This is a genomic window from Arthrobacter sp. PAMC 25486 (assembly GCF_000785535.1).
Classification (GTDB): domain Bacteria; phylum Actinomycetota; class Actinomycetes; order Actinomycetales; family Micrococcaceae; genus Specibacter.
This window is the reverse complement of the sequence record NZ_CP007595.1, coordinates 1939571-1966316: the sequence shown is the minus strand read 5'-3', so window position 1 is coordinate 1966316 and position 26746 is coordinate 1939571. Positions and strand designations below refer to the sequence as shown.

Annotated in this window: 27 protein-coding genes; 15 read left to right on the top strand and 12 right to left on the bottom strand. The window is 63.4% G+C overall.

Annotation, left to right across the window (positions count from 1 at the left end; all coding sequences use genetic code 11):
- Nucleotides 1–58: 58 nt before the first annotated feature.
- The 4 genes from art_RS09005 (at nt 59) to art_RS08990 (ending at nt 3484) form a co-directional block, all read left to right on the top strand.
- Complete coding sequence (locus art_RS09005; protein ID WP_038464226.1) at nt 59–1342, top strand: citrate synthase; 1284 nt, start codon at nt 59–61, stop codon at nt 1340–1342.
- A gap of 94 nt (nt 1343–1436) precedes the next feature.
- Nucleotides 1437–1628, top strand: coding sequence for a hypothetical protein (locus art_RS09000; protein ID WP_162182047.1), 192 nt, complete (start codon nt 1437–1439; stop codon nt 1626–1628).
- Between the two features lie 235 nt (nt 1629–1863).
- A complete protein-coding gene (locus art_RS08995) occupies nt 1864–2487 on the top strand; it encodes a TetR/AcrR family transcriptional regulator (protein WP_038464221.1) in 624 nt (207 codons plus the stop codon).
- Between the two features lie 385 nt (nt 2488–2872).
- A complete protein-coding gene (locus art_RS08990) occupies nt 2873–3484 on the top strand; it encodes a hypothetical protein (RefSeq protein WP_038464218.1) in 612 nt (203 codons plus the stop codon).
- Here art_RS08990 and art_RS08985 read toward each other — a convergent pair.
- The 3 genes from art_RS08985 to art_RS08975 are packed head-to-tail and all read right to left on the bottom strand — an operon-like array spanning nt 3481 to nt 7111.
- Nucleotides 3481–4365 (bottom strand): hypothetical protein, encoded by an 885-nt coding sequence (locus art_RS08985; protein ID WP_038464215.1) that lies wholly within the window; start codon nt 4363–4365, stop codon nt 3481–3483. The genes art_RS08990 and art_RS08985 overlap by 4 nt on opposite strands.
- Nucleotides 4366–4413: 48 nt before the next feature.
- Nucleotides 4414–5403 (bottom strand): 2,3,4,5-tetrahydropyridine-2,6-dicarboxylate N-succinyltransferase, encoded by a 990-nt coding sequence (dapD, locus tag art_RS08980; protein WP_038464212.1) that lies wholly within the window; start codon nt 5401–5403, stop codon nt 4414–4416.
- A gap of 52 nt (nt 5404–5455) precedes the next feature.
- Complete coding sequence (locus art_RS08975; RefSeq protein ID WP_367643773.1) at nt 5456–7111, bottom strand: molybdopterin-dependent oxidoreductase; 1656 nt, start codon at nt 7109–7111, stop codon at nt 5456–5458.
- A 125-nt stretch (nt 7112–7236) separates the two neighbouring features.
- Here art_RS08975 and dapE point away from each other — a divergent pair, with 125 nt between their 5' ends.
- Nucleotides 7237–8397 carry a succinyl-diaminopimelate desuccinylase gene (gene dapE / locus art_RS08970; protein WP_082000208.1) on the top strand — a complete coding sequence of 387 codons (1161 nt, stop codon included), beginning with the start codon at nt 7237–7239 and terminating at the stop codon, nt 8395–8397.
- A gap of 102 nt (nt 8398–8499) precedes the next feature.
- On the opposite strand, the gene art_RS08965 is transcribed toward dapE, so the two are convergent.
- The 4 genes from art_RS08965 to art_RS08950 all read right to left on the bottom strand — a co-directional run bounded on the left by art_RS08965 (nt 8500) and on the right by art_RS08950 (nt 11828).
- A complete protein-coding gene (locus art_RS08965; RefSeq protein ID WP_038464209.1) occupies nt 8500–9342 on the bottom strand; it encodes an amino acid ABC transporter permease in 843 nt (280 codons plus the stop codon).
- Nucleotides 9339–9989 carry an amino acid ABC transporter permease gene (locus art_RS08960; protein WP_038464206.1) on the bottom strand — a complete coding sequence of 217 codons (651 nt, stop codon included), beginning with the start codon at nt 9987–9989 and terminating at the stop codon, nt 9339–9341. The genes art_RS08965 and art_RS08960 overlap by 4 nt, the downstream gene beginning before the upstream one ends.
- Nucleotides 9990–10081: 92 nt before the next feature.
- Complete coding sequence (locus art_RS08955) at nt 10082–10930, bottom strand: glutamate ABC transporter substrate-binding protein (RefSeq protein ID WP_052136934.1); 849 nt, start codon at nt 10928–10930, stop codon at nt 10082–10084.
- Nucleotides 10931–11069: 139 nt separating this feature from the next.
- On the bottom strand, nt 11070–11828 hold the full coding sequence (locus tag art_RS08950) for an amino acid ABC transporter ATP-binding protein (protein ID WP_038464200.1): 759 nt from the start codon (nt 11826–11828) through the stop codon (nt 11070–11072).
- A 121-nt stretch (nt 11829–11949) separates the two neighbouring features.
- Between art_RS08950 and art_RS08945 the strand changes: the two genes are divergently transcribed.
- The 5 genes from art_RS08945 to art_RS21615 all read left to right on the top strand — a co-directional run bounded on the left by art_RS08945 (nt 11950) and on the right by art_RS21615 (nt 15366).
- Nucleotides 11950–12729 (top strand): TIGR00730 family Rossman fold protein, encoded by a 780-nt coding sequence (locus art_RS08945; protein ID WP_038464198.1) that lies wholly within the window; start codon nt 11950–11952, stop codon nt 12727–12729.
- Between the two features lie 30 nt (nt 12730–12759).
- Entirely contained in the window at nt 12760–13206 is a 447-nt protein-coding gene (locus tag art_RS22925; protein WP_038464195.1) for a DivIVA domain-containing protein, read from the top strand.
- Nucleotides 13199–13777, top strand: coding sequence for a DNA-3-methyladenine glycosylase I (locus art_RS08935; protein ID WP_216699606.1), 579 nt, complete (start codon nt 13199–13201; stop codon nt 13775–13777). Before art_RS22925 ends, art_RS08935 begins: the two co-directional genes overlap by 8 nt.
- Nucleotides 13774–15027: a membrane protein gene (locus tag art_RS08930; RefSeq protein WP_038464188.1), complete on the top strand. Its 1254-nt coding sequence runs from the start codon at nt 13774–13776 to the stop codon at nt 15025–15027. The genes art_RS08935 and art_RS08930 overlap by 4 nt, the downstream gene beginning before the upstream one ends.
- A gap of 171 nt (nt 15028–15198) precedes the next feature.
- Complete coding sequence (locus art_RS21615) at nt 15199–15366, top strand: DUF3117 domain-containing protein (protein WP_082000207.1); 168 nt, start codon at nt 15199–15201, stop codon at nt 15364–15366.
- Between the two features lie 210 nt (nt 15367–15576).
- On the opposite strand, the gene art_RS08925 is transcribed toward art_RS21615, so the two are convergent.
- Entirely contained in the window at nt 15577–16209 is a 633-nt protein-coding gene (locus tag art_RS08925; RefSeq protein WP_038464185.1) for an O-methyltransferase, read from the bottom strand.
- A 188-nt stretch (nt 16210–16397) separates the two neighbouring features.
- Here art_RS08925 and sigE point away from each other — a divergent pair, with 188 nt between their 5' ends.
- Nucleotides 16398–17045, top strand: a complete 648-nt coding sequence (sigE, locus tag art_RS08920) for an RNA polymerase sigma factor SigE (RefSeq protein WP_052136158.1) — start codon at nt 16398–16400, stop codon at nt 17043–17045.
- A 112-nt stretch (nt 17046–17157) separates the two neighbouring features.
- Nucleotides 17158–17589 (top strand): twin-arginine translocase TatA/TatE family subunit, encoded by a 432-nt coding sequence (locus tag art_RS08915; protein ID WP_038464182.1) that lies wholly within the window; start codon nt 17158–17160, stop codon nt 17587–17589.
- Between the two features lie 174 nt (nt 17590–17763).
- Here the strand turns inward: art_RS08915 and art_RS08910 are convergent, their stop codons facing one another.
- The 3 genes from art_RS08910 to art_RS08900 are packed head-to-tail and all read right to left on the bottom strand — an operon-like array spanning nt 17764 to nt 20725.
- Complete coding sequence (locus art_RS08910) at nt 17764–18891, bottom strand: Mrp/NBP35 family ATP-binding protein (protein ID WP_038464178.1); 1128 nt, start codon at nt 18889–18891, stop codon at nt 17764–17766.
- Nucleotides 18892–18900: 9 nt separating this feature from the next.
- A complete protein-coding gene (locus art_RS08905; RefSeq protein WP_082000542.1) occupies nt 18901–19404 on the bottom strand; it encodes a DUF1003 domain-containing protein in 504 nt (167 codons plus the stop codon).
- A gap of 37 nt (nt 19405–19441) precedes the next feature.
- Nucleotides 19442–20725 carry a CBS domain-containing protein gene (locus tag art_RS08900; protein WP_038464175.1) on the bottom strand — a complete coding sequence of 428 codons (1284 nt, stop codon included), beginning with the start codon at nt 20723–20725 and terminating at the stop codon, nt 19442–19444.
- 134 nt (nt 20726–20859) lie between these two features.
- Here art_RS08900 and art_RS08895 point away from each other — a divergent pair, with 134 nt between their 5' ends.
- The gene (locus art_RS08895; protein ID WP_052136932.1) at nt 20860–21735 is read left to right on the top strand and encodes a general stress protein; all 876 of its coding nucleotides are present in this window, start codon (nt 20860–20862) and stop codon (nt 21733–21735) included.
- Between the two features lie 429 nt (nt 21736–22164).
- Here art_RS08895 and art_RS08890 read toward each other — a convergent pair whose 3' ends face one another.
- On the bottom strand, nt 22165–23739 hold the full coding sequence (locus art_RS08890; protein WP_253901531.1) for an aminopeptidase P family protein: 1575 nt from the start codon (nt 23737–23739) through the stop codon (nt 22165–22167).
- 100 nt (nt 23740–23839) lie between these two features.
- On the opposite strand from art_RS08890, the gene art_RS08885 reads away from it, so the two are divergent.
- Both art_RS08885 and art_RS08880 read left to right on the top strand, forming a co-directional pair.
- On the top strand, nt 23840–24688 hold the full coding sequence (locus tag art_RS08885) for a PHP domain-containing protein (RefSeq protein ID WP_038464169.1): 849 nt from the start codon (nt 23840–23842) through the stop codon (nt 24686–24688).
- Between the two features lie 366 nt (nt 24689–25054).
- Nucleotides 25055–26743, top strand: a complete 1689-nt coding sequence (locus art_RS08880; protein ID WP_038464167.1) for a sodium:solute symporter family protein — start codon at nt 25055–25057, stop codon at nt 26741–26743.
- Nucleotides 26744–26746: the final 3 nt, after the last annotated feature.

Genomic DNA, 26746 nt, shown 5'->3' with positions numbered 1-26746 from the left:
AGAAAACGTGCATTGAACCAACCACGCCTTTCGAAGGCAACCTCATGAAGGGGACTCCATGACTGATTCCACGAGCGCATCGCTGCGCTACGACGGCGGAGAACTAGAACTTCCGCGCCTTGAAGCAGTAGAAGGCAACGCCGGATATGACGTTTCCAAGCTCCTGAAGACCACCGGCGCGGTCGCCTATGACCCCGGCTTCGTGAACACCGCTGCCACTTCCTCCGCCATCACCTTCATTGATGGCGATGCGGGCATCCTGCGCTACCGCGGATACCCCATCGAGGAGCTGGCTGAGCACTCCAGCTTCCTGGAAGTGTCCTTCCTGCTGATCTACGGCAACCTGCCCACCGCCGCAGAACTGGACGCGTTTGATCAGCGCATCCGCCGCCACACGATGCTGCACGAAGACCTTAAAGGCTTCTTTGGCGGCTTCCCCCGCGACGCACACCCCATGCCGGTGCTCTCCTCGGCCGTCTCGGCGCTGTCCACGTTCTACCAGGACTCCCTGGACCCGTTCGACGACGAGCAGGTCGAAATGGCCACCATCCGCCTCCTGGCCAAGATGCCCGTCCTTGCCGCCTACGCGCACAAGAAGTCCATCGGCCAGCCCATGCTGTACCCGGACAACTCCATGAACCTGGTGGAGAACTATCTGCGCCTGAGCTTTGGCGTACCGGCCGAGCATTACGAGCTGGACCCGGTGGTAGTCAAGGCCCTTGACCTGCTGCTGATCCTGCACGCGGACCACGAACAGAACTGCTCCACCTCCACCGTCCGCATGGTCGGTTCGGCCAACGCCAACATGTTCGCCTCGGTTTCCGCCGGCATCAACGCCCTCTTCGGCCCGCTGCACGGCGGCGCCAACGAGGCCGTGCTGAACATGCTCCGCCAGATCCAGGACAGCGGCGAGCCCGTCGAGAAGTTCGTGGAGCGTGTGAAGAACAAGGAAGACGGTGTGAAGCTCATGGGCTTCGGGCACCGCGTCTACAAGAACTATGACCCCCGCGCCAAAATCGTCAAGGCCACGGCCCATGAAATCTTGGAGAAGCTCGGCGGCAACGACGAACTCCTCGACATCGCCATGCGTCTGGAAGAAGTTGCGCTGACGGATGAATACTTCATCTCACGCAAGCTGTACCCGAACGTGGACTTCTACACCGGCCTGATCTACAAGGCCATGGGCTTCCCGGAGAAGATGTTCACGGTCTTGTTCGCCATTGGCCGTCTGCCGGGCTGGATTGCCCAGTGGCGCGAAATGATGAAGGACCCGCAGACCAAGATCGGCCGCCCGCGCCAGCTGTACATCGGCGAGCCGGAGCGCATGTACCCCTCGCGCTAGCCTGTTTTTCAAAGTACGACGGCGGCGGGAGACTTTTCCTTGGGAGAGTCACCCGCCGCTTTTCTTTTGCGTAACCTGGGACGAAAGTAAAAAAATGAAAATGTCGACGTTGTTGTTGCACACCTTCTCCATGGCATTCCCGATCGTCGTTGTGGTGTTGGGAATCATGGTGCTGCTTGGTAAAGCTGTTTTTCTGCCGTTCTTCATCGGCGCCCTCGTGATCATGGCGGCACTGCTGGTGCTGCTCTACCTGGACAAGAAGAAGGACGCCGCGGCCGACAAATAGCGGTAGCCGCCACCCCTGCCCAACGCTCCCTCCTCCCGGGGCGTACCGGATCCGTAATGTATCGCCTGGGCAGCGTCCAGGACGGGGACCTCTGCGCGGGAGCGCACGGGCTTCTCCCGTTCTCAGCACCATGCCTAAGCGGGTAGGCCCCGCTTTCGTGGTCCCGCAGTGGGACTTTATGCGCATTCAGGCCGGTCATTGCTCATTTGTGAAACATCTGTGCTAAAAAAGACGTGTGCCTAAAATTGTAAATGCTGATGACCGCCGTGAGCTCGTCGCAGATGCCGTATTCGAAGTAATTGCCGAACGTGGCCTGACACAAGCCTCGCTACGTACTGTGGCTGCTCAGGCGGGCTTGGCACTGGGGTCGGTACGGCACTATTTCGACAATCAGGCTGAACTTATGGAGTTCGCCTTCCGGGTCAATTCCGAACGAATCCACCTTCGTGCGCTCGACACCCTTGAACTGCTTGAACAGGAGGAGCTGCCCGCCAAGCGGAACGATCTGCTGGAAAAATGTGCAGTGGTGTTGGAAGAACTGCTGCCGCTGGACGAGGCACGGCGTGCGGATGCTGTCGTCCACATGGAGTTCATGCTCGACGCCCGCACCAACGCCGGCCTCCTCGACGCCGCCCAGGACGACTATCGGGCCACCGGAGCCGTCGTGGGCAGGGTGCTCCTTGCGCTCATGGACAGCCCGCTGGCGGTGCCTGGGATGGTGCCCGTTGATGAGGCCGAGCGGCTCATCGCCCTGCTTGACGGCTTGAGCCTGCGCATGGTGCTCCAGCCCGCGTGGGCCGCGCCGGAACAGGGCCGGGCCACGCTCCGCCGACACCTGGCCAGCCTCCTCATGGCGTAGCTCTAAACCCCTTAGTTCCAAACCCCGAGTTCCAGACCCCGAGTTCCAGACCCCCTCTCCGTACCCTTGCCGTGCCCCTGCAGTCGCCAACGCCGCACCACTTAACGCCGTGTTTCCCCAAACCCTCGCTCAGTTGTGGGGTGTTTTTCCCAAACCCTCGCTCAGTTGTGGGGTGTTTTTCCCAAACCCTCGCTCACCACCAGTCAGGCCTTGGCCGATGGTGAGCGAGCGTCTGGGGAAAGTGCCCCGTATGTGAGCGAGCGTTTGCAGGGTGGATTGGGAGGGGCAGGAGGTTTTATGCCGTTGGGTGCCTTGTTCGGCGCTTGCGAGTAATCTTGGTCTTGTGATTGCTGCAACAAGATTGCAGCGGTTGGAGGCGAGAAAAATGCATCATACCGGTGGGCCTGGCTGGCGAATCACCATGGATACCTGCACTCCCATGCTGATGGCACTGTATCTGCGCGACGTGGCCGGGCTGGTGGGGGCGGGAACGCCAGCACTCTCCCACGTGGCACCGTCGGTCAGGGCTGCAGACCACACCATGCTGACGTCCGGGGTGGGCGGCACGGACGCCCTGCGCGACCAGTGGGAGGTGTGGTGGGGGCGGTTGCTGAGCAATTTTCCGGACACCCAGCAAAACCTGACGCCTCCGGAGTTTCCTGAACTGGCCGGAATGCCGGCCCTGCAACGGGTGGCCCATGCCCACTACGGTTCGGCCCTGACCTGGTCCCGCGAACAGTCACAACTTTATGCCCTGATGGCGGCCCAGCGTGAAACCCTGGGCGGGAACAAGATTCTGGCCGACCTGGTGCAGAACCGGGAGATGGAACTGGGGCGCAGCGCCAGGGACTTCACCCTGACCATTGTTGAAGTGCCACTTGCCGAACAACGGGCCTGGTTCATTGAACCCAACCGGCTGATCATGAGTTCGCACCTGCTGGATGACCAGGAGATCTTCCGCAGCTTCGTTCAACCGGTCGTGGAGCTGCTGGTTTAAGCGATCGGCGCTGCCAACGTGACCATCACTTGGGTTCCAGTTCCAGTCTCGCTGGGCTGCCAGCCAACATTGTGGCCCTCCTGGTTGTCATTCCGGTCCCAGGTTTGACCCGCATGGCTGATTTGCACAATGCCCAACTCATTGGCGTTGGCAAGTGCCCAGTGGGCCAGCATCCAGCCATGCGCTTCAGGCACCTCAAACGTCATGACGGTGCCGGCGTCCGACGGTGCAGTGCTTGGCACCAGCACGGCCAAGGGACCCATGGCCTCCTGCGCCCCGGCGGTCACCGCATCAGGGCTGCCGATGATGGTTGCCGCGGCCAAGGTGCAGTTCAGGCCGCCCGGGGTTTGCCCCGTCAAGGCGGAGGCGAAGGCACGGGAGAGCGGCTCATGCTGGGCGTAAGCTTCCGGAAAACCCGAACGCTGAACAATTTGTGCGGCGTCATTGATCGGCAAATTCACGTAGTCGGGCACCTGCGCCAGGACGTTATAAAAGGCGTTGGCTGAATACACCGGATCCATGATTTGCTCCACGGTGCCCCAGTCCTGCGACGGCCGCTGCTGGAACAGCCCCACCGAATCCCGGTCACCATAGTCAATGTTGCGCAGCGCCGATTCCTGCATGGCCGTGGCCAACGCGATCGACGCCGCCCGCGCCGGCATGCCCCGCTGCACCGAAATATCGGCAATGAGCGCAGCATTCCGGGCCTGCTCAATGGCCATGTGGTACCCGGCAGCACCCACGGTTGCGGTGCAACCCACGGACAGTTTCGGTTCAAGGGCGTTGGTGACGGAGCGAACCAGCCACACGCCGGCACCCACCAGCAGGGCCACCACGATGAGAATGGCGACTAAAAGTCCGACGGCGTTGGGCGACTTCACAGCAGCGCCTCGCGTTGCGCCGGGGTGAAGCGGGCGCCGCGGAAGGACTTAGTTGGCATGCAGGCTTTCGTTGAGTGCCACCGTGGACCCCTTGCGGGGCAGCACCTCCACCCCGCCTGAGGTGGAGTTGCGGCGGAACAGCAGATTGGGCACGCCTGAAAGCTCACTGGCCTTGACGATCACGGTGGTTTCCTCGCCGTCGTCGTTCTTGGGGCCCAAAACCCGCACCCGGGTGCCGGCGGTGACATACAGTCCGGCCTCCACCACGGAGTCGTCGCCGATGCTGATGCCCACGCCCGAGTTGGCACCCAGAAGCACCCGCTCGCCCAAAGCCACCCGGGCCACGCCGCCGCCGGACAAGGTGCCCATGATGGAGGCGCCGCCACCCACATCGGTGCCGTGGCCCACCACCACGCCGGCCGAGATGCGGCCCTCGACCATGGAGGTGCCGAGCGTGCCGGCGTTGAAGTTCACGAAGCCCTCATGCATCACGGTGGTGCCCTCGGCCAGGTGGGCGCCGAGGCGGACGCGGTCGGCGTCGCCCACGCGCACCCCAGACGGGACAACGTAGTCAACCATGCGCGGGAACTTGTCCACCGAGTAGACGGTGACGGGGCCGCGGCGGCGCAGCTTGGCGCGCGTCAGTTCGAAACCGTCGACGGCGGCCGGGCCAAAGTTGGTCCACACCACGTTGTTCAGCTTGCCGAAAATGCCGTCGAGATTGATGCTGTTCGGTGCCACCAGGCGGTGCGAGAGCAGGTGCAGGCGGAGGTAGGCGTCGACCGTGTCGGCGGGTTCGGCGTCGAGGTTCACCTGGGCGAATACCACGCTCTGGTGCACGTCACGGTCGGCGTCGCTGCCGGCTTCGGCGAGGGCGGCCAGTGCCGGATCGGCATCCGGGGTGTCACCGAGTGCGCCCGCGGCCAGGCCGAGGGCAGGGGCGGGGAACCACACGTCGAGTACTTCGCCGGATGTGGTGATGGTGGCAAGTCCGTGGCCATGGGCGGAACGATTGCTGGCAGCTGGGGCGTCGGTCATGGGCCAAGTTTATCTGCTGCATCCTGTATGTAGCCTGCATCCTGCGTAAACGTCAGGAAAGTGTGAAGCTGACGGTGTGCCAACCGGTGGCACCGTCCGGTGCCGGCGGTGCTTCCTCCCGCACCTGCAGCGCACCCGAGGCGTCATAGGAGCGGACGCGGGCGGTGTGGTTCCCGGCCGGGGCATCGTTCCACATGAAGGACCATTGCCGCCATGTGTCCACCGACGCTTCCCCAGCGAGCTGCGCCGGCTGCCAGGATCCGCCGTCGAGCTGGATTTCCACCTTGGAGATGCCCCGAGTCTGGGCCCAGGCACTGCCGCCGAGAGCCACCCGCCCTGCTGCCAGCCGGGCGCCGTCGGACGGGACCTCGATGCGCGACGCCGTCTTGACCGGGCCGTGGGAGGACCAGCCGCGGGACGTCCAGTACGCGGTTTGGAGGGCGAAGGTGGTCAGCTCAAGGTCCACAACCCACTTGGTGGCGGAGACATATCCGTACAGGCCGGGCACCACCATGCGCACCGGGAATCCGTGGTCCACCGGCAGCGGCTCCCCGTTCATGCCGACGGCGAGGAGGGCGGCGCGCCCGTCCTGCAGCACGGGCAGGGGAGTGGAGGCCGTGAAACCGTCGACGCTGGTGGACAGGACCATGTCGGCTCCCGGCAGTGGTTTGGCGCGGGCCAGCACCTCGCGCAGCGGCAGGCCGAGCCATTTGGCATTGCCGACCAGGTTCCCGCCGACCTCATTGGACACGCACGCCAGCGTCACATAGGCCTCGACGAGATCCGACGCCAGCAGCTCATCAAAGCCCATGGTGAATTCCGCCTCCACCATTCCATGCACCCGCAGCGACCAGCCGGACGGGTCCACTTCCGGGGCGACCAGGGCTGTGTCGATCCGGTAAAAGTCGTTGGCCGGCGTCACAAACGGCACCACCCCGGCAACAGACGCCTGGACACCGGCCGGCAGGGGCGGCGCCGTTGTGAAGGGTGCCGGCAGTTTCAGCGCTTCCCTTACGGCTTTGACCTTCGTCCTGGTGCGTGAGAGCAGCGCCCCGCCCAAGCCAAGCACGACGGCGGCACCCGCCACCGCGGCCGACCTCAGCAAAAAAGCGCGCCGGCTCGGGCTGGCCTGCTGCTGGCTGGGGATGGTGGGGAACGCTGGGTGCGTGGGGCTGGCGGGATGGGGTGGGCTGGCCGGGCTGGTGGATCCCGCGGCTTCCCCCGCGGCTTCCGTGAGCAGGCGCAGCACCCAGATCCCTGCCGCGGTGCCAGCTGCGAGGGGGAGCACGTCGACGGCGCCGGCACCGCTGCGGGTCAGGACGCAGGCGGCCATGGCCAGTGCGGCAACCAGGACAATCAGGTTGGCGGCGCGCAGCGACGTCCCGGCCACCAGGCCAATCATCGCCGACGCTGCTGCGGCGACAAGTGCCATGGCGATGAGAAGAACGGTTTTGTCGTTGCTGCCAAACGTTGCGATGGCGAAGTCCTTCAACCACGCCGGGGTGAAGTCGATGAAGGTGGAGCCCACTGCCGTGAAGGGTGAGGATGCGGGGCCAAAGAACGCCGAGAGCAGTTCCGCGACGGCAAAGAGCAGGGCTGCGCTGGCCACGCCGGCCACGGCACCCCGCCCTGCGCCACGCTTCACCCTGCCGTCCCTGACAGAGCCGTCACTGACCGGGCCCTGCCTGGCCGGGGAACCTTTCGCCACGCCGTCCTTCACTGGACACCGCCCTTCACCGTCATGTTTCCCGCCCGCCAACAATTGTGCATCCTTGATGCTTCACGCTACTCCTGCGCGGCCGGGGCGGCACCCCTGGCGCGTAAACTGGCACAATGACGCAGATCCCCGACGCCGCCGCCCCCCTCCGCCCAACAGCGCAAGCCGCCCCGGGGGGACACGGCGAAGGCGGGCTGGGCGCCGTCGTGCTTGACCTGCGGGGCGACGTGGCCGAGCTGACCGCGGCGCTCATGGACATTGACAGCGTCTCCGGCAACGAGCGGGCGCTGGCCGATGCGGTGGAGGCGGCGCTGGCGGGGCTGGGGCATCTGAGGCTCACACGCAACGGCGATGCCATCGTGGCGCGGACGGAGTTGGGGCGGTCCGAGCGGATCATTTTGGCAGGCCACCTGGACACCGTGCCGCTGCCCACCACCCCGGGATCACGCGGTACGGTGCCCAGCTCCTGGGACGGGGACGTGCTGTACGGGCGCGGCGCCACGGACATGAAGGGCGGGGTGGCGGTGCAGCTGGCGCTCGCAGCCACGCTGACCGAGCCCACGAAAGACCTGACGTTCATCTTTTATGACCATGAGGAAGTGGCCGCTGCCAAGAGCGGGCTGGGCCGGCTGGTACGGGACAACCGGGATCTCCTGGACGCCGACTTTGGGATCCTGCTCGAACCCACCAACGGCACCGTCGAAGGCGGCTGCAACGGCACCATCCGCTTTGAAGCCACCACACGCGGTCTGGCCGCCCACTCGGCGCGGGCGTGGAAGGGGGAGAACGCCATCCACGCGGCGGCGCCCATCCTGGTCCGGCTGGCCGCCTACGAACCGGCCACGGTGACCGTGGACGGGCTCGACTACCGGGAATCCCTCAACGCGGTGAAGGTGCGCGGCGGCACGGCCGGCAATGTCATTCCGGATCTGTGCGTCGTGGAGATCAACTACCGCTTCGCCCCCGACAAAACGCCCGCCCAGGCCGAGGCGCACGTGCGTTCCCTGCTTGAGGGTTTTGACCTGGTCTGCACCGACTCCTCCGCAGGCGCGCGGCCGGGGCTGAATGCGCCGGCTGCGGCGTCGTTTGTTGCGGCGGTGGGCCGGGAACCGCTGCCCAAATACGGCTGGACGGATGTTGCCCGGCTCAGCGAAATGGGGATTCCGGCGGTGAACTTCGGACCCGGCGACGCACTGCTGGCCCACTCCGACAACGAACACGTCCACGCCGACGCCATCCGTGAATGCCTGGCCGCCCTGACCCGCTGGCTGCGCTGACCCCGTAATAAAATCGAGTACGCAGTAGTTGGACCGGAAAGCGCTTGCTTTCGTTGATTTGGTCCAACAACTGCGTACTCGATTTCGGGCGGGGCGAACGGGCTAGCCGGCGATGCCGACCTTGGCCTTGACGACCTTCACACGCGAGGACATCTTGTACTCGGTGAACTTGGCCACACCAGAGAGGATCAAGCAGAGCCCCACGTAGATGACCGCCGCGACCATGAGCGCCGGCACCACGGGGAATCCAAAATCGCCCTGCGAGCCAAGGACCGCCGAGTAGTAAAGGATCTCGTTGTACGTGATCAGGAAGCCCAGCGCGGTGTCCTTCATGATGACCACGAGCTGCGAGATGATGACCGGCAGCATGGCGCGGATGGCCTGCGGCAGCAGGATGCTGCGCAGCGCCTGTCCATTTGTGAGGCCGATGGCCAGGCCGGCTTCGCGCTGTCCCTTGGGCAGCGACTCTATGCCGGCGCGGAACACCTCGGCCAGGACCGATCCGTTGTACAGGATCAACCCCACAACGACGGCGATGAAGGGCGTGATGCCCTTGACACCGGCAGAGGGGAGGCCGTAGTACATGATCATCATCAGGATCAGCAGTGGCACCGCACGGAACACTTCCGTGAACCAGTAGCACGGCAGGCTGAGCCACTTGCTATCGGCAAGGCGGCCGAAGGCAAGGACGATGCCCAGCACCAGGCTGCCAACGGCGCCAACGGCGAAGGCACTCAGCGTGGCCCCGATGGCCTTCAGGAAGGTCTCCTGAACGAGCGGGAAGGTGAAGACTTCCCACTTCTGGGCTGTGAACTGCCCCGATTGGTAGAATCGGAACAAGATAAAGGCAATGATGCCGACCACCACAATGAGCGTGACGGCGTTTAGATAGACGTTGCGTGTGCGGGCTTTGGGACCGGGAACGTCAAAAAGGACTGAACTCATCGCGCAACCCTCCACTTCTTCTCAAGGTAGCGTTGCAGTGGCGTCAGGATGGCCAGCACCAGAACCACAAAGATCAAGGCAACCCAGAGCAAGCCGGGCAGCAGCGGCTCTCCGCGTTCGCTGAGGTAGGCGCGGATGGCACCAGCCTCAAGGACGGAGAATCCTGCGGCCACCGTGGTGTTCTTCAGCAAGGCGATGAACACACTAAACAGCGGCGGCACCACCGAACGGAATGCCTGCGGCAGCACAATCAAGGTCAACGTCTGCATGAACGGCAAACCAATGGCGCGGGCGGCCTCGGACTGGCCCACGGAGACGGTGTTGATACCGGAGCGGATCGCCTCGGAAACATACGTGGCCGTGTAGAGGGAGAGGCCGACGATGGCGGCATTCATGAAACTGATCTGTGGCAGTCCCAGCTGCGGATAGCCCAAGGCGAAAAAGGCCAGGATCAGGGTCAGCGGGGTGTTGCGGACGGCGTTGACGTAAAACGTTCCCGCCCCACGCATGGCGGGCGCCGGCGAGACACGCATGCCGGCGACGATGGTGCCCAAGATCAGGGCAAAGAACGCGGAAAAAACAAACAAGATTCCGGTGTTCTTAAACCCGGTAATGAACAGTTCGCTGTTGTTAATAAGTACATTCACAGGGCTCTGTCGCTTTCAGTGAATTCGAGAGGACGAATTGGTGGTGCCGCACCGGCCGACGCCGGTGCGGCACCACCAATCAGGAATTGGTACTACTTCTCAACTGCAGGCTGCTCAACCTTGGTGCCTGACTTGCCCAGGGTGGCATCGAAGATCTTGGTCCACGTGGCGTTGCCGTCCGTGAGTGTGGTGTTCAGGAACGTCTGCAGTGCGGTGTCGCCAAGGGGCAGGCCGATGCCGTAGTTCTCCGTGGTGAACGGCTCGCCAACAACCTTCAGCTTGTCAGGTTCCTGGGAAGCGAAGCCCAACAGGATGGCCTGGTCGGTGGTCACTGCATCAACGGTGCCGGACTTGAGCGCATCCACACACTTGGAGTAGATATCGAACTCCACCGGGGTCGCCTCCGGAAAGTTGTCCCGGATGTTCTGGATGGGGGTTGAACCGGTAGCGGAGCAGACCTTCTTGCCGGCCAGGTCCTTTTCGCTCGTGATGTCCGTGTTGTCCTTGGCCACCAGCAGGCCCTGACCTGTGACGAAGTAGGGGCCGGCAAAGTCAACGAGCTTCTTGCGCTTATCCGTGATGGAGTAGGTGCCCACGTACAGGTCCACGTCGCCGTTGGCGAGTGCGGACTCGCGGTTTGCCGAAGGAATGGGCTTGAAGTCGATCTTGTCAGCGGCAACGCCCAGTGAGGCTGCCATCCAAGTGGCTATTTCAATGTCGAAACCGCTGCGCACGCCCGTGGCGGCGTTGAAGTAGCCCAGGCCGGGCTGGTCTTCCTTGACACCGATGGTGATCTTGCCGGAGGACTTGATCGCATCAAAGGTGGGGCTGCCGGTCAGGGCAACATCCTTGGCAACATCAAAGCTCAGGCCGGCTGCGTCGCCCCCGCCGCCAGCTCCTTCAGTGCCGCCGCCGCCGGTATCGCCGCCACAGCCCGTCATGGCAAGGGCTGCTGCTGTAAGGAGTGCCGCTACGCCGAGGCTCTTCCTGCTGAGAAACTTTTTCAAGGGTGTTCCTTTCGTAATCGGCCAGTGCGGCCGGGAAAATCGGGTAAAGAATGGCTGTTGAGCCGGGGGAGTTTTATCCGTTGCTGAGGATCTTGGACAGGAAGTCCTTGGCGCGGGGGGTCTGCGGGTTCGTGAAGAACTCGTCGGGTGTGGCTTCTTCGACGATCTGCCCGTCAGCCATGAAGACGACCCTGTCGCCAGCCTTGCGGGCAAATCCCATCTCGTGCGTGACAACCACCATGGTCATGCCATCCTTGGCCAGCTCAACCATGACGTCCAAGACCTCGTTAATCATTTCCGGGTCGAGGGCGCTGGTGGGTTCGTCAAACAGCATGACCTTTGGCTTCATTGCCAAGGCCCGGGCGATGGCCACGCGCTGCTGCTGTCCGCCGGAGAGCTGGGCAGGCAGTTTGGCCGCCTGGTGCCCCACTCCAACACGTTCCAACAGCGATAAGGCGAGCTTGTCGGCGTCGGGCTTGGACATTCCCTTGACCTTGATGGGGCCCAGAGTGACATTTTCCAGGATGGTCTTGTGCGCAAACAAGTTGAACGACTGGAACACCATGCCCACATCGGCACGGAGGTTCGCCAGCTGGCGCCCTTCCTTGGGCAGTTCCTGGCCATCGATCGAGATGGAGCCGGTGTCAATGGTTTCCAGGCGGTTGATGGTGCGGCACAGTGTTGACTTGCCTGACCCGGAAGGGCCAATGACAACCAATACCTCACCCTTGGCGACGCGGAGATTAATATCCTGGAGCACATGGAGGGAGCCGTAATGCTTGTTGACAGCTTTGAGCTCCACGAGCGCAGGAGCAGGTGCGGAATTTGTCATGCATTGAATGTATCGAGAATCACGAGGGCCGGTAAAGGATTTGGCCATGTCGGCCCGGATCGTAACGCTAACGAGATAATGTGAGCCGGGCCACGGGGACTTTTCGCGTAGCCTAGGTGCCATGAGTTCACCAACAGGATCAAGCCGCCCCGTCCGCCCAGAGCTGCGCCGCTTTGGACTGTGGCGAAAAAATGGTGCAGGTCGCGACACCGCCGACGCCCGCCTGCTGGAAAATTCTCCCAGCAGCGACTTCACCCACACGGATCCGTGGCGCGTCATGCGCATCCAAAGCGAGTTCGTCCAGGGCTTTGATGCGCTCTCCGAGATCGGACCGGCTATCAGCGTGTTTGGCTCGGCCCGCACCAAGCCGGATTCCCCGTACTATGCCACCGGCGTTGAGGTGGGTCGGCGCCTGGTCGAGGCCGGCGTGGCAGTCATCACCGGCGGCGGGCCCGGCTCCATGGAGGCAGCCAACCGCGGCGCCGCCGAGGCCGGAGGGCTGTCGATCGGCCTGGGCATTGAACTGCCGTTTGAGGAGGGCATGAACGAATGGGTCGGCCTGGGCGTCGACTTCCGCTACTTCTTTGCCCGCAAAACCATGTTTGTGAAGTACGCGCAGGGATTTGTGGTGCTCCCCGGCGGCCTCGGCACCCTCGACGAGCTCTTCGAAGCCATGGTCCTGGTACAGACCAGCAAGGTCAGCCAGTTCCCGATCGTCCTGGTCAACAGGGTGTTCTGGGGCCCGCTCATGGACTGGCTCAGGGACACGATGGTGGCCCAGGGCCTTGTCTCGCCCGGCGACCTGGACATTGTTCAGCTCGTCGACACCGCCGAGGAGGCCGTGGAGCTGGTCATGCAGGGCAAGGCCGGCGCCAGGGTTGCCGCGGTTGCCGGCGAGTAAAATGCCCGCCCCATCTGGCACCATGGTCTTGTGAGCTATTTCCTGATCTTCCTCGCCATCATTGTGGCCGCCGCCGCCGTGTTTTACGTGGTGGGGCTAAACAAGCCCGGCGCTGAGTCGCCCGTGTACGAGGACGCGCTGGGCGCCCCCGTCGCGAATCTGCCGCCGGTGCTGCTGCCCTCCACCCCCATGCCCGGTGACGTCGACCGGCTGCGCTTCTCCCTCGGCCTGCGCGGCTACCGCATGGACCAGGTGGACGAGGTCCTCGACCGGCTCCGCGACGAGCTGGCGGCCAGGGATGCGCGGATCACCGAGCTTGAGGCCGCCGCTGGCGCTGCTGGAGTGAATGCTGCTGCCGTGACTGAGGCTTCGGTGACGCAGTCTTCGGTGACGCACGACGGCGGATCCCCAACTTCCGCTGAGGCGGCGGCCCCCGCCGGACCCGGCACCGGAACGGGCCTTGGCCCCCGTGGGTAGCGACGGACTTGTCCGCTGTGCCTGGGGCGGCATTGAAAACGATGAGCAGTACCAGAGCTACCACGACAACGAATGGGGCCAGCCCGTCACCGGGGAGTCGGAACTGTTTGAACGGCTCAGCCTGGAAGCATTCCAGTCGGGCCTGAGCTGGATCACCATCCTGCGCAAGCGGGAGTCCTTTCGGGAAGCCTTCGCCCACTTTGACCCGGGCGCCGTGGCAGCCTTCACTGACGGCGACGTTGCCCGGCTCCTGGCCGATGCCTCCATTGTGCGCAACCGGCTGAAAATCAACGCGACCATCGGCAACGCCAGGGCCTTGCTGGCCCTGCCCGTCGGGGTGAGCCTCGGTTCGATCGTCGCCGCACACGCACCTGCCTTGCCACGGCCCGCGGATGCGCCGGTGCCCGCCCAAACAGCAGAGTCGGCACAGCTGGCCAAGGCGCTGAAGAAATACGGCTTCTCGTTTGTGGGCCCCACCACTGCCTATGCCATGATGCAGGCCATCGGCGTGGTCAATGACCACCAGCCCGGGTGCTGGCTTGCGCCTGCCCCGGGACCAGCACCCGAATGAGCGCCGCGCGCAGCGTCCAGGCGACGGGTACATCGGAGCCCACGCTCAATGACCGGCTCTTTGCCGCGCTGAGCCGTTTCTTGGCCCCCGTGGGCCGGGCGCCTTGGTGGCTGCATGTGACGCTGTTGTACGCCGGTGCCAGATTCGTCAGTTTTGTCATATTCACGGCTGCCGGCTGGCAGGCCGAGGCCAGCCCGTGGGGCGGGCAGCGCCCCGGCTACCTTGAGTTCATCAACCGGTGGGACGCCGGCTGGTACGAGAAAATCTTCAACCACGGCTATCCCGACTCGATCCCGCGCAATCCCGACGGCTCGGCGCAGCCCAACGAGTGGGCGTTCTATCCGGTGCTGCCGGTCCTGGCCCGCGGCGTTCACGCCGTCACCGGCCTGGGCTGGGCAGCCTCCGGAGCGCTCGTGGCAACACTGGCCGGCTTTGGCGCGGCCCTGGTGATCTACAAACTGTTCAGGAACTTTGCCCCGGCGGCGACGGCGTTGTGGGGTGTCGCCTTCTTCGCCACCTTCCCCGTTTCCCCCGTGCTGCAGGTCCCGTACGCGGAATCCCTGGGGATGCTGTTTCTCGCCGGCGCCCTGCACCTGCTGATCCGGCGCAACTACTGGGGCGCGATGCCCTTGGTGATCCTGCTGTGCCTGTCGCGACCGGCAGGGGTGCCGTTTGCCGCCGTCGTGCTTCTCCATCTTTTCCTGCGCTGGCGGAACCGGGACAGCAGCCCCTTCCCTCGACGGGACATGCTCAGCGGAGGGCTGTTGCTGCTGGTCAGTGTGTTCATGGCGGTGGCCTGGATGCTTGTGGCCTGGTGGGTGACGGGGGACCGCAGCACCTACACCGACACCGAAACCTCGTGGCGCGGCACGGAGCTGGTGCTGTTCAAACCCTGGTTTGACGTGGGGATTGAGCTGGCGGGACCGTTCTGGGGTCCCCTGCTGCCGGTGCTGTTGGTAGGGTTGGCTGGCCTGTACCTGAATTCCCGGGCGGTGCGCAGGCTGGGCCCGGAATTGCAGATGTGGTGCGGCATGTACCTGCTGTACCTGCTGGCGGTGTTGCATCCGCAGTCGAGCACGTTCCGGATGCTGCTGCCGCTGTTCCCGCTGGCACTCGCGGCTGCCTTCATCTCACCGTCGCGGGCCTACCGGTGGACCGTGGTGCTCATGTTCAGCCTGCTGCAGATTGTGTGGATTGTGTGGCTGTGGCAATACGCTGCGATCGACACAGGGGTCGGCTGGCCGCCGTAACTAAGTGGCTGGCGTTTGTCAAAGCCGCAATCGACGCTCCCGGCGGGAAGTACCGATTAGCGCCGGAGCACTCAAATACGGAATAATGGTCTGTGAGCAATACAACAGAAACGCCATGCCGGAGAATTCTTCGGCAGGGGCGGGTATGCACTACGAAAAGGGGAACTCCTGATGGCGGCCATGAAACCTAGAACCGGTGACGGTCCAATGGAAGTGACTAAAGAAGGTCGGAGCTTGATCCTGCGGCTGCCGCTGGAAGGCGGAGGACGTCTCGTTGTTGAGATGAACGCCGATGAGGCAGTCAGCCTCAAGGAGTGCCTGGTAGGCGTGACCGAATAAGAGTTTCATTTTTACATTTGTGGCGGGGCAACATCGGTTGCCCCGCCACTTTTGGCTTAGAAACCTCGGCCGTCCCGGTTTCTGACACCGATCCCGCCTTCTGACACCGATCCCGCCTTCTGACACCGGGATCGGTGTCATTTTCGCGACGGGGTGTTGGCAGACCTCTCGCTTAGCGCTTGACGGCCAGCAACAGTGTCAGACCTCAACTTAGCGCTTGACGGCCAGCAACAGACCGTCGCCGGTGGGCAGCATGGCGCTGGTCAGGGATTCGTGCTCGCGAACCATCTTGCCAACCCGGCGCAGGACCACCGTGCTGCTTTCACGGATGGCCGGATCGGAGACACGGTCCTTGTCCAGCGCGTCGTTGATGATCAACAGGCCGCCGGACTTGAGCAGCCTGATGGCCTGCTCAACATACTCGGGGAAGCTGGGCTTGTCGGCGTCGATGAAGACGAGGTCGTAGGCGGCGTCGGTCAGGCGCGGCAGCACATCCTGCGCGCGGCCCGAAATGGTGCGTGTGCGGTTGGCCGGCGATCCGGCTTCGGAGAACGCTTCGCGCGCGGCCTTGAGGTGGTCAACGTCGGGGTCAATCGTGGTCAGAACGGCGCGCGGGCCCAGGCCGCGCAACAAGGAAACACCGGAGACGCCCGCACCGGTGCCAACCTCCACGGCTGTTTGCGCCTTGGAGGTGGCTGCCAGAACAGTCAGCGCGGCGGCAACGCCGGGACTGACGGGGAACAAGCCCAATTCATGCGAACGCTCGCGGGCACGTCGCAGGACAAGATCTTCCACGGGCAGGGCCTCTGTATAGGACCAGCTGGTGGATTTATCGGCGCTCATGGGTGGTGTTTCCTAAACTGTTGCGGTGACTAGCTCTAGCCTACTGCCTGCACACAGGGCACATTCGCCGGAATCGTTCAGCAAAATGTCAGCTTGGTTTGGCAGACTGTGGGAACCATTGGGAACCCTTCCCATAGCTGTGGTGCCCCACCGGGCACGCTCAGCAGCCACCGAAGCGAGGTGCAGCGATGAACCCATCCGTCAGCCCTGCAAGCCGTCCTGTCGAAGCCGCCACCGCGGCGCTGGTGGACGCACCTGAGTGGGTCACGCCGTCGTGGGAAGAGGTTGTCACCAATCACTCGACCAAAGTTTTTCGGCTTGCCTTCCGCCTGACCGGAAACAGGTACGACGCCGAGGACCTCACCCAAGAGGTTTTTGTCAGGGTGTTCAAGTCCCTGGCCAATTTCAAGCCCGGCACCCTCGACGGTTGGTTGCACCGGATCACCACCAACCTGTTCCTCGACCAGGCACGCCGCAAACAACGCATTCGCTTTGACGGGCTCACCGAAGACGCGGAGGCACGCCTGCCCGGGAACGATCCCGGCCCCGAACGCAGCTTTGAATTCAACAACCTTGACATTGACATTGCCGCAGCGCTGGAGGCCTTGCCGCCCGACTTTCGTGCCGCCGTCGTGCTTTGTGACATGGAGGGGCTCTCCTATGACGAGGTGGCGCACGCGCTGAACATCAAGCTGGGGACGGTGCGCTCACGCATCCACAGGGGGCGGGCCATGCTGCGTGAATCCCTGGCCGACAGGGCGCCCGGACGCAGCAAGGAAGTGCGCCCTGCGCGTAAGCCGCTGCTGACGATGCCTCGCATTGCCGGGGCACGCTAGACTTTTCGCGATAGAAGTTGTCCACCGGCGTGCAAGATAAAGCTTAAGAATATTCTCTCGCGTTACCGCCAGGAATCGTTGCTTTGAGTGTTGAGAGGGTAATCTTCCTAACGTGTTTGGTATCAATACCCCTGAGCTGGTCCTGATTGTCGTAGTGGCAGTTTTGGTGATCGGCCCCGCCCGGCTTCCCGAATATGTGGAGAAGCTGAAGAACCTCATCCGCGAGGTGCGCAGGATGGCTTCCGGCGCGCGCGAAACCATTAAGGAAGAGGCCGGCGTTGATATCGACGACATTGACTGGAAGAAGCTTGACCCGCGGCAGTACGACCCGCGACGCATCATCCGCGAGGCCCTGATTGACGACGAGGACGTTGAAACACTCAACTCGCTGAAGATGGCCCCGGGCGCCGCGATTGCCTCGATGTTGGGCAAGGACGAGGACAAGAAGATTGCCGCCGTTGAGGCCTCCGCCGCTCCTGCGGAGCCGGATCCCGTCCGCCTCGCGGCAGGCCAGCTGGCCCCGTTCGACGTAGAAGCCACCTAGCCTCATCAGACGCTCCTGCAGGTTCGGGGATGTTTTCCCCTAACGCTCCTGCAGATATGGGGCTGTTTTCCCTAACGCTCCTGCATCCACTGCGGGAGCGTTAGGGAAAACAGCCCCATATGTGAGCGAGCGTCGGCTGGAAGTGCCCCATATCTGCAGGAGCGTCGGGAAGGGTTAGGTGAGGGTGACGCCGAGCTTTAGTCCTGCAAGCCCGCGGGGGCGCACAGCCAGTTTCGCGGCAATGCCCAACAGTTCCTGCGCCGCAGGTGACTCCGGGTGCGACAGCACGATCGGGAGCCCCGCATCCCCGCCCTCGCGCAGCGTGACGTCCAACGGAATCTGCCCCAGCAGCTCCACAGGAGCGTTGACGGTCTGGCTCAACCGCTTGGCCAGGATTTCCCCGCCTCCGGAGCCGAACAGCTCCATGGTGCTGCCGTCCGGCAACGTCAGGTACGACATGTTCTCAATGACTCCGGCAACCTTCTGCCCCGTCTGCACGGCAATGGCTCCGGCCCGTTCTGCCACGTCCGCGGCGGCGGCCTGCGGGGTTGAAACCACCAGGATTTCCGCCTTGGGCAGCAGCTGCGCCACGGAAATGGCCACGTCGCCGGTGCCGGGCGGCAGGTCAAGGAGCAGGATGTCCAGGTCACCAAAGTACACGTCGGTCAGGAACTGTTCCAGCGCCCGGTGCAGCATCGGTCCGCGCCATGCCACGGGCTGGTTGCCGGCCACGAACATGCCGATGGAAATCACTTTCACGTCATGGGCAACCGGCGGCAAGATCATCTCATCCACACGGGTGGGGCTTTGTGTTATCCCCATGAGCCCGGGCACCGAAAAACCGTAAATGTCGGCATCAACAATGCCCACGCGCAGCCCCTTGGCTGCCAGAGCGCACGCCAGGTTCACCGTCACAGACGACTTCCCAACCCCGCCCTTGCCGCTGGCCACCGCATACACGCGGGTCAGGGAACTCTCGTCGTTGAAGGGGATGCCGCGTTCGCTCGAGCTGCCCTTGAGGCGTTCCTTCAGTTCCGCACGCTGCTGCGCCGTCATGACGGTGAGGTCGACGCTTACCTCAGTTACGCCGTCGAGTCTCGTCAGAGCCTCGGTGACATCCTTGGTGATGGTTTCGCGGAGGGGACAGCCGGCGATGGTGAGGCGTACGACGGCGCGTACCCGGCCGCCGTCGAACGCCTCCACCGACTCAACCATGCCCAGCTCCGTGATGGGCCGGCGCAACTCGGGGTCAATGACCGTGGCGAGGGCGGCTAGTAGGGCTGGTTCGGAGGGGGCGTTCATGGTGCTGCCTTAAGATTTGGGGGGAGTATCCGGCGCAGTGCGCGCTTCCTTCAGCGTATCCTCTTCCCCTTGAAGGGCAATCAGCTCCTCGAGCAGGCTGCGCAATTCCGAGCGGACGAAGTCGCGGGTGGCCACTTCACGCAGCGATATACGCAGCGCGGCAACCTCACGGGTCAGATACTCGGTGTCGGCCAGGTTGCGCTCATTGCGGGAGCGGTCCTGCTCAATCTGGACCCTGTCCCTGTCATCCTGGCGGTTCTGGGCGAGCAGAATGAGCGGGGCGGCGTAGGAGGCCTGCGTGGAGAAGAACAAGTTCAAGAGGATGAACGGGTACGGATCCCATTTCAGCCCGAAGAGGCCGATGACGTTGATGGCGATCCAGACGATGACAAAAATCGTCATGTAGAGCAGGAAATTGGCGGTGCCCATGTAGCGGGCAAAGCGCTCGGCGAAGCGGCCGAAGAGGTCCGGATCGCTGGCCAGGTTCGGCAGGAGCCGTGATTTCAGCTCCATGGGGGTGTCCAGGCCCGCGCCCTTTGTGTGGTGCCGCTCAGCCAATGCGTCCTCCTAATCTCCTGATGGGTGCGCCGTCCTCATGGGCACGCCAGTCTTCAGGCAAGAGATGGTCCAGCAGGTCGTCAACTGTCACGGCGCCCACGAGGCGGCCTTCCTTGCTGACGACAGGGAGTGAATTGAGGTTGTAGGAGGCCATGATGTGGCTGACGGTGCTGATGTCGTCCTGGTCGGAGACGGGTTCTAAGTTCTTGTCGACCAGGGTGCCCAGCAGTTCGGGAGGTGCGCTGCGCAGCAGCTGCTGGATGTGGACGGCGCCCAAGAAACGGCCTGTGGGGGTTTCCAGCGGCGGGCGGCAGATGAAGATTGCTGAGGCGAGTGCGGGGGACAGGTCCTCGCTGCGGACGTGTGCCAGCGCCTCGGCTACCGTGGCCTCCGGGGGCAGGATCACGGGGACCGGGGTCATGAGGGCGCCGGCAGTGCCTTCGGCATATTGCAGCAGGCGGCGGACGTCCTTGGCTTCGTCCGGTTCCATGAGCAGCAGCAGTTCCTCAGCCTTGGCCTTGGGCAGGTCGGCGAGGAGGTCGGCGGCGTCGTCGGGGTCCATTTCCTCCAGCACGTCTGCGGCACGTTCATTGTCCAGGGCGGAAAGCAGCGTGACCTGGTCGTCCTCCGGGAGCTCGGACATGATGTCGGCCAGGCGCTCATCCTGGAGTTCGCTGGCCACTTCAACACGGCGTTTGTCGGTCATGTCTTGCAGCGCATCGGCGAAGTCCGCCGCCTTGAGGTCTTCGTGGGTTGCCACGAAGTGGGTGGCGCTTTGCGGGGCGGCGGCGTCTTCGGCGTGCGCTTCGGCCCAGTCAATCAGCATGGTGTGGCCGCGGCGCAGCCCGCGCAGCCGTGAGGTGGAGGAGCCCCGGCGGACAAAGAGCTTGGTCACGAGCCAGTCGCCGTTGCGCTGCTGGTCCATGGCGATGTCTTCGATCACGGCAAAGCCGCTGCCGTCCACGAGCGTCACCTTGCGGTCAAAAATGCCGCCCACCACGAGCTGTTCGGCGCCGCGCTGTTCAAAGCGTCGCAGGTTCACCAGGCCGGTGCAGATGATTTGGGACTGGTCCATGGACGTCAGCCGCGTCATGGGCACGAAGACCCGTTTCTTCCCCGGAACCTCCACCACGATGCCGACGGCGTGCGGGGCGGTGTTGGGGCCCCGGCCCACCACAACTACGTCGCGCAGCTTGCCGAGCCTGTCCCCGAGGGGGTCAAAGACGTCCAGGCCTAGGAGCCGGGCAACAAAGATGCGGGTAGGTTGTGTGCTCACAGTTACAGGCTACTTCCCCTCTCGGCGATTTTCCCAACCATTGGCGGCCAGTAGCGGGCGGCGTCGAGCCTATTTTCGTTTCACTGCCAGCGATACTTCAGCAAACATGCAGGATCATGGTGAACAATGGGGGGATGGCAAACCTTTTTGGACGCACCCGCCCCATGGACGAGGCCCGCACTGTTCCCTCCGGGGAGACAATCGGTTCCTACACTTCCTACTTGGATGCCCAGAAGGCGGTTGACTACCTGGCGGATGAGAAATTCCCCGTCAGGCATGTTTCCATTGTGGGCAATGACCTGAAGATCGTGGAACGGGTGACGGGCAAACTGAGTTACCCGCGCGTGGCCCTGAGGGGTGCCATGACAGGCGCCTGGTTTGGCTTGTTCATCGGCGTCATGCTCTCGTTCTTTGATTCATCCAGCAACGTTGGTGCGCCTTATTCCAACATTTTCACCTCCATTCTTTTGGGCGCAGCCCTGTGGATGTTGTTCGCGATCATCGGCTATGCCGCCCAGCGCGGCAAGCGCGACTTCACCTCCACCAACCAAGTGTTGGCCACCAGCTACGACGTCATCGTCTCGGTGGACGTTGCCATGGAGGCCCGCCGCCTGCTGGCCCAGCTGCCCATGAATTCCACGGCGCCCCGCCCCCAGCAGCACCAGGGGCAAGGTTTCCAGGGCCAAGGCGGCCAGGGGTACCGACCTCCGGTCCAGCCGCCCGCCCAGCCGCCGGCGTCGTCCGGCCCGGCCCCCGCTCGTCCCGAAGGCTGGCACGATCCCTACGGTCCCGCCGCCAATGCGCCTGAAGCAGCCGCCTCCGACGCGCCTGCCGAGAACAACGACCGTCCGGGTCAGGCTCCTTTGGAAGGACCCCGTCGCGGCCAGTTCCCTGACCTCCCGGACGGGCGCCCGCAGTACGGCATCCGTGTCGAGCCCGCCGAGCACCCTGCTCCCAAGGATCCCAAGGATCCCAAGGATCCCAAGGATCCCAACGCCCCGGAGCAGTAGCCTCACCCCCTGAAGCACGACGACGGGAGGCCACCTTTTCTTCAAAAGGTGGCCTCCCGTCGTCGTGCTTCCCACCACTCTCGAGTTCGCAGCGGGACCCTCGGCAGCTCCCTTAATAACGTTCCCCAGCGATCGAGTACGCAGTTGTTGGACGGAAAAGCCCGAAATTTGGACAAATCGATCCAATAGCTGCGTACTCGATTTCTTGTGGGCGGCGCTGACGGCCACGGGCAAGGTGGCCTACGAGCAACACGTCGCGGCACTCAAGGCGCTCATCGCCGGCGGGCAAACACCCAACTGACCGCCCGCCGTCGTGCTCTAAGGCGCTCCACCAAAAAATCGAGTTTGCACTTGTTGGACGATAAACCGGGAAAATGCGGCGAATCGGTCTAACAAGTGCAAACTCGATTTGGGGGAGGGGATGGGGAGCTATTTGGAGAGGCCGGCCATCCACGTCTCAACGGCGTCCGGCTCGCGGGGCAGTGCCACGCTGAGGTTGACCGGGCCGTTGGCTGTGATCAGGATGTCGTCCTCGATGCGCACGCCGATGCCGCGGTACTCGGCCGGGATGGCCAGGTCCTCTTCCTTGAAGTACAGGCCGGGCTCAATTGTGAAGACCATGCCCTCGGCGATGATGCCATCAACGTACATTTCGGCGCGGGCCTGTGCACAGTCGTGCACGTCAAGGCCCAGGTGGTGGCTGGTGCCGTGTGGCATCCAGCGGCGGTGCTGCTGGCCCTCGGGGGACAGTGCAACGGACGCGGAAACCGGCAGCAGGCCCCAGGCGGCGAGGCGGTCGGCCAGCACCTCCATGGCCGCGGTGTGGACATCGCGGAACTTGGCGCCCGGAACGGCAACGGCGAAGGCTGCATCCGCAGCATCAAGCACGGCCTGGTAGACCTTGCGCTGCACGTCGGAGAACTTGCCGTTGACCGGGAGGGTGCGGGTGATGTCCGCCGTGTACAGCGACTCGGCCTCAACGCCGGCATCAACCAGCAGCAATTCGCCCGCGTCGATGGTGCCGCTGTTGCGGTTCCAGTGCAGGACCGTGGCGTTGTTGCCGCCGGCCGCGATGGTGTCGTAGCCGAGCTCATTGCCTTCTTCGCGGGCGCGGGCAAAGAACGCACCCTCAACTACACGCTCACCGCGCGTGTGGGCAACCGCGCGGGGCAGAGCCTTCACGATGTCCTCGAAGCCGTTGATGGTGGCGGCGACGGCGACCTTCATCTGCTCGATTTCCCAGGCGTCCTTGATGAGGCGCAGCTCCGAGAGTGCCTCGGTTAGCTTGCCGTCGAGGTCGTCCAGGGCGCTGAAGTCCATGGCGTCCGGGTCCTTGGCTGTGTTGTAGCGGGCGGTGTCCACGAGGGCGTCGATGTTCTCGTCAACCTTGCGCACCAGGCGGATCGAAATGCCGCCAACCGACGTATCTCCAACATTCTTGGTGACGGCCACTTCAAGGGCGGTGACGTCGGCGGTGGGCAGGCCCAGCTTCGCCTGGAACTCGGGCAGTGTGGGGCGGCGGCCAATCCAAAACTCGCCGCTGCGGGCATCGGCATAGAATTCCTTGGTATCCCGGCCGGCCATGGGACGGAAGTACAAGGTGGCGAGGTGATTACCGCCGTCGTCCCCTGCACCTTCAGCCACAGGGTCCAGCACTAGGACGGCGTCGGGTTCGTGGTCAACGCCCAAGCCGGTCAGGTGCGCGAACGCGGAGTGCGGGCGGAAGCGGTAGTCGCAGTCATTGGAGCGGACCTTCAACGGGCCGGCCGGAATGACGAGCCGCTCGCCGGGGAACTGTGCGGAAATGGCACGACGGCGGCGCGCGGCATGGTCTGCCACCTCATCCCGGGAGGGGAGTTCGGCGGTCGACGGCGCCCAGTTGGCGGCCATGAAGGAACGGAAGGCGTCCGAATCGGGGCGCTGCGAACGGTTGTTCACACGCTCCTCGAGGGGCTGCTCGCTTGAAGGGGCGGTGTTCACGGAAGTTTGCTCAGTCTGGTTCACTCCTTAAGTCTCCCACCGCTTGCGCAAAGGGACAAAGGGACAAAGGGCGCGGCGTGCGGCGCAGCAGCGGGGCGGCGGCGAACAGACGTAGGCTTGGAGAGTGAGGATCGATTTGCATGCGCACTCAAATGTTTCCGACGGCACCCAGCCGCCCGCCGAACTGCTTGCCGCAGCGGCGCAGGCGCGTCTGGACGTGCTGGCCCTGACTGACCACGATTCCACCGACGGCTGGGCGGAAGCACTCGACGCCGCCCGCCAGCAGGGTGTGGGGCTGCTTCCGGGCATGGAAATCTCCTGCAAGACGTCCCAAGGTGTCAGCGTCCACCTCCTCTGCTACCTGCACGACCCGTTCAATGCGGACCTCCTCGAGGAAATCACCAAGGCCAAGGACGCCCGCCTGACCCGCGCCGAATGCATGGTGGAGCGACTGGCCGAGGACTACCCGCTGAATTGGGACGACGTCAGCGCCCACGTTGCCCCTGGCGCCACCATTGGCCGCCCCCACATCGCCGATGCGCTCGTCGCCGCCGGCATCGTGGCGGACCGGAATGAAGCCTTCGCCAGCATTCTCACCTCGCATTCGCGCTATTTTGTCAGCCACTACGCCGTGGACCCTGTGCTCGCCGTGGAGCTGGTCCGAGCGGCCGGCGGCGTGCCGGTGTTTGCCCACCCTGTGGCATCGGAACGGGGACGGGTTGCCCCGCCGGAAGTTTTTCATGACATGGTCGACGCCGGACTGCTGGGTTTGGAGGTCGAGCACCGGGACAATCCTCCCGAAGGTCGCGCGTGGCTGCGCCGCCTTGCGCAGGAAACCGGGCTTTTCATGACCGGCTCCTCCGACTACCACGGGGCCGGAAAGCCGAACCTGCTGGGTGAAAATCTCACGTCACGTGAGGTGCTGGAACGCATCCTGGCAGTTGGCACGGGAACGCCGGCGTACCTGCCATAACGGCAATGGTTGCACCATCGTTACTCTTTTCTTGTGCGTAACAATCAGAATGAAGCGCCGGGCCGCTGTTACTGTTGAAGGCAATAAACAGTTCGAGAGAGCAACTAACCTTGCCCTGGAACTGTTGTGTTCCCGTTGCCGGCTGAACGTCAGCCGTTGATTTTCCGGTAGTGAATGATCGTCTTGTATGCGATTCACTTTGGGCCCCTGCGCAGTTAAGTCTGCTTGCTGTTGGTGGCTGGTCCCGGGCGGGATAGTGCGCCCGACAGCTCCGTCACCGGATTGCTTTTTGTACCTCTTTTATGGGCGGCGCACGCTTTTTTTGGCGGAATGCCGGTGAGTTCCGCCCTAGCGAGAGGAATACGCATGGTGCCGGATGGCGCAGGACTCCACCAACTTGGGGGTTGGACAGTAATTGGCCTTTTAGTGCTGTTTTTTGGCGGCACTTTTCTCATGACCTTGTTCATTGGCCGCAAGAAGGAGAACGCAGACGGCTATATGACCGCCGGCAACAAGGTGGGTTTCGGCATTTCTGCCGGAAGCATGACAGCCACCTGGATCTGGGCGTCGTCGATGTACGCCTCGGCCACCTCCGGCTACACCTACGGCATCTCGGGGCCCATCCACTATGGCCTGTGGGGTGCGTTGATGATCTTGTTCATCTACCCCTTTGGCAAGCGGATCCGCGCCGTGGCACCCAAGGCCCACACACTGGCTGAGGTCATGTACGCCCGGCATGGAAAGTCCAGCCAGCTGATGCTGGCCGGATCCAACATTGTTGGATCCATGGTCAGTATCACCTCCAACTTCATCGCTGGTGGAGCATTGATTTCGCTGTTGTCACCCTTCAGCTTCACCCAGGGCATTGTATTTATTGGTGCAGGCATCTTGCTGTACTCACTGTGGTCAGGTTTTAGGGCCTCGGTACTGACTGATGCTGTTCAGGTGTTTGCCATGCTCGGCGCCGTGGTGATCATCATTCCGGTGGTGTTCTTTGCTGCTGGTGGCCCCGACATGTTTGTCACAGGTGCTGCCAACCTGACCCCGCAGCAGTCCAACTTCTTCTCCTCCGAGGCGTTCCTGAACCAGGGTGCCCCGTACATCGCGGCAGTTCTGGCCTATGCCATTGGCAACCAGACCATTGCCCAGCGGCTCTTTGCCGTGCGCGAGGACCTGATCAAGAAAACCTTTGTCACGGCAACCGTGGGCTACGGTGCAACGATCATCGGCATTGGCATGCTGGGCGTCATGGCGCTCTACACCGGCGTTGTGCCGTTGGATGGGGACACCAACAACCTGATCCCGCAAATGGCCGCCACCTACCTGAGCCCCGTCCTCGTGGGCATCTTCCTGATTATGATCATTGGAGCGCTGTCGTCCACTGCCGACTCGGACTTGTCCGCCATGTCTTCGATCATGATGGCTGACGTTTATGGCCAAAATATTGCCAAGAAGGGTGAAGTCAAGCCAACCACCATGCTGCTCGTTGGCCGCATCACCATGATTGTTGCCACGGGAGCCGGGCTGTACTTTGCCAGCGGCAAATTGAACATTCTGGACCTGCTGGTCTTTGTCGGAGCCTTGTGGGGTGCCTTGGTGTTCCCCGTCATTGCCAGCTTCTACTGGCAGAAGGTTACCAACAAGGCCTTCACCGTCTCGGTGCTTGTGGCTTTGGCCTGTTTCCTGCCCGTGCGGTTTGAATGGATTTCCATGGGCGGGCTCACGGGCATTGTGGTCGATGTGATCTCCGTTGTGGGCATCGGAGTTGTCCTGGGCCTGATGGCGTTTGGCTTCTTCGGCTTGAAGACGGCCAAGATCGTAGCCGCCGTCGCCATGGTGGCAGCGGCTCCATTCTCCATCGGATTCCTGCACGACTACACGGTCTTGTCCGGTTCCCTCGTGGCCTACGCCGTGAGCGCCCTGGTGTGCTACTTCATGTGCTTCCGCAACAACGCCACCTTCGACTTTGACACCATCAAGGAGCGCATCGGCGACTTCGACACCCGCGAAGAGGTCGGGCACACGCCCGAACCAACCGCTGCAACGAAAGCGTAGGGA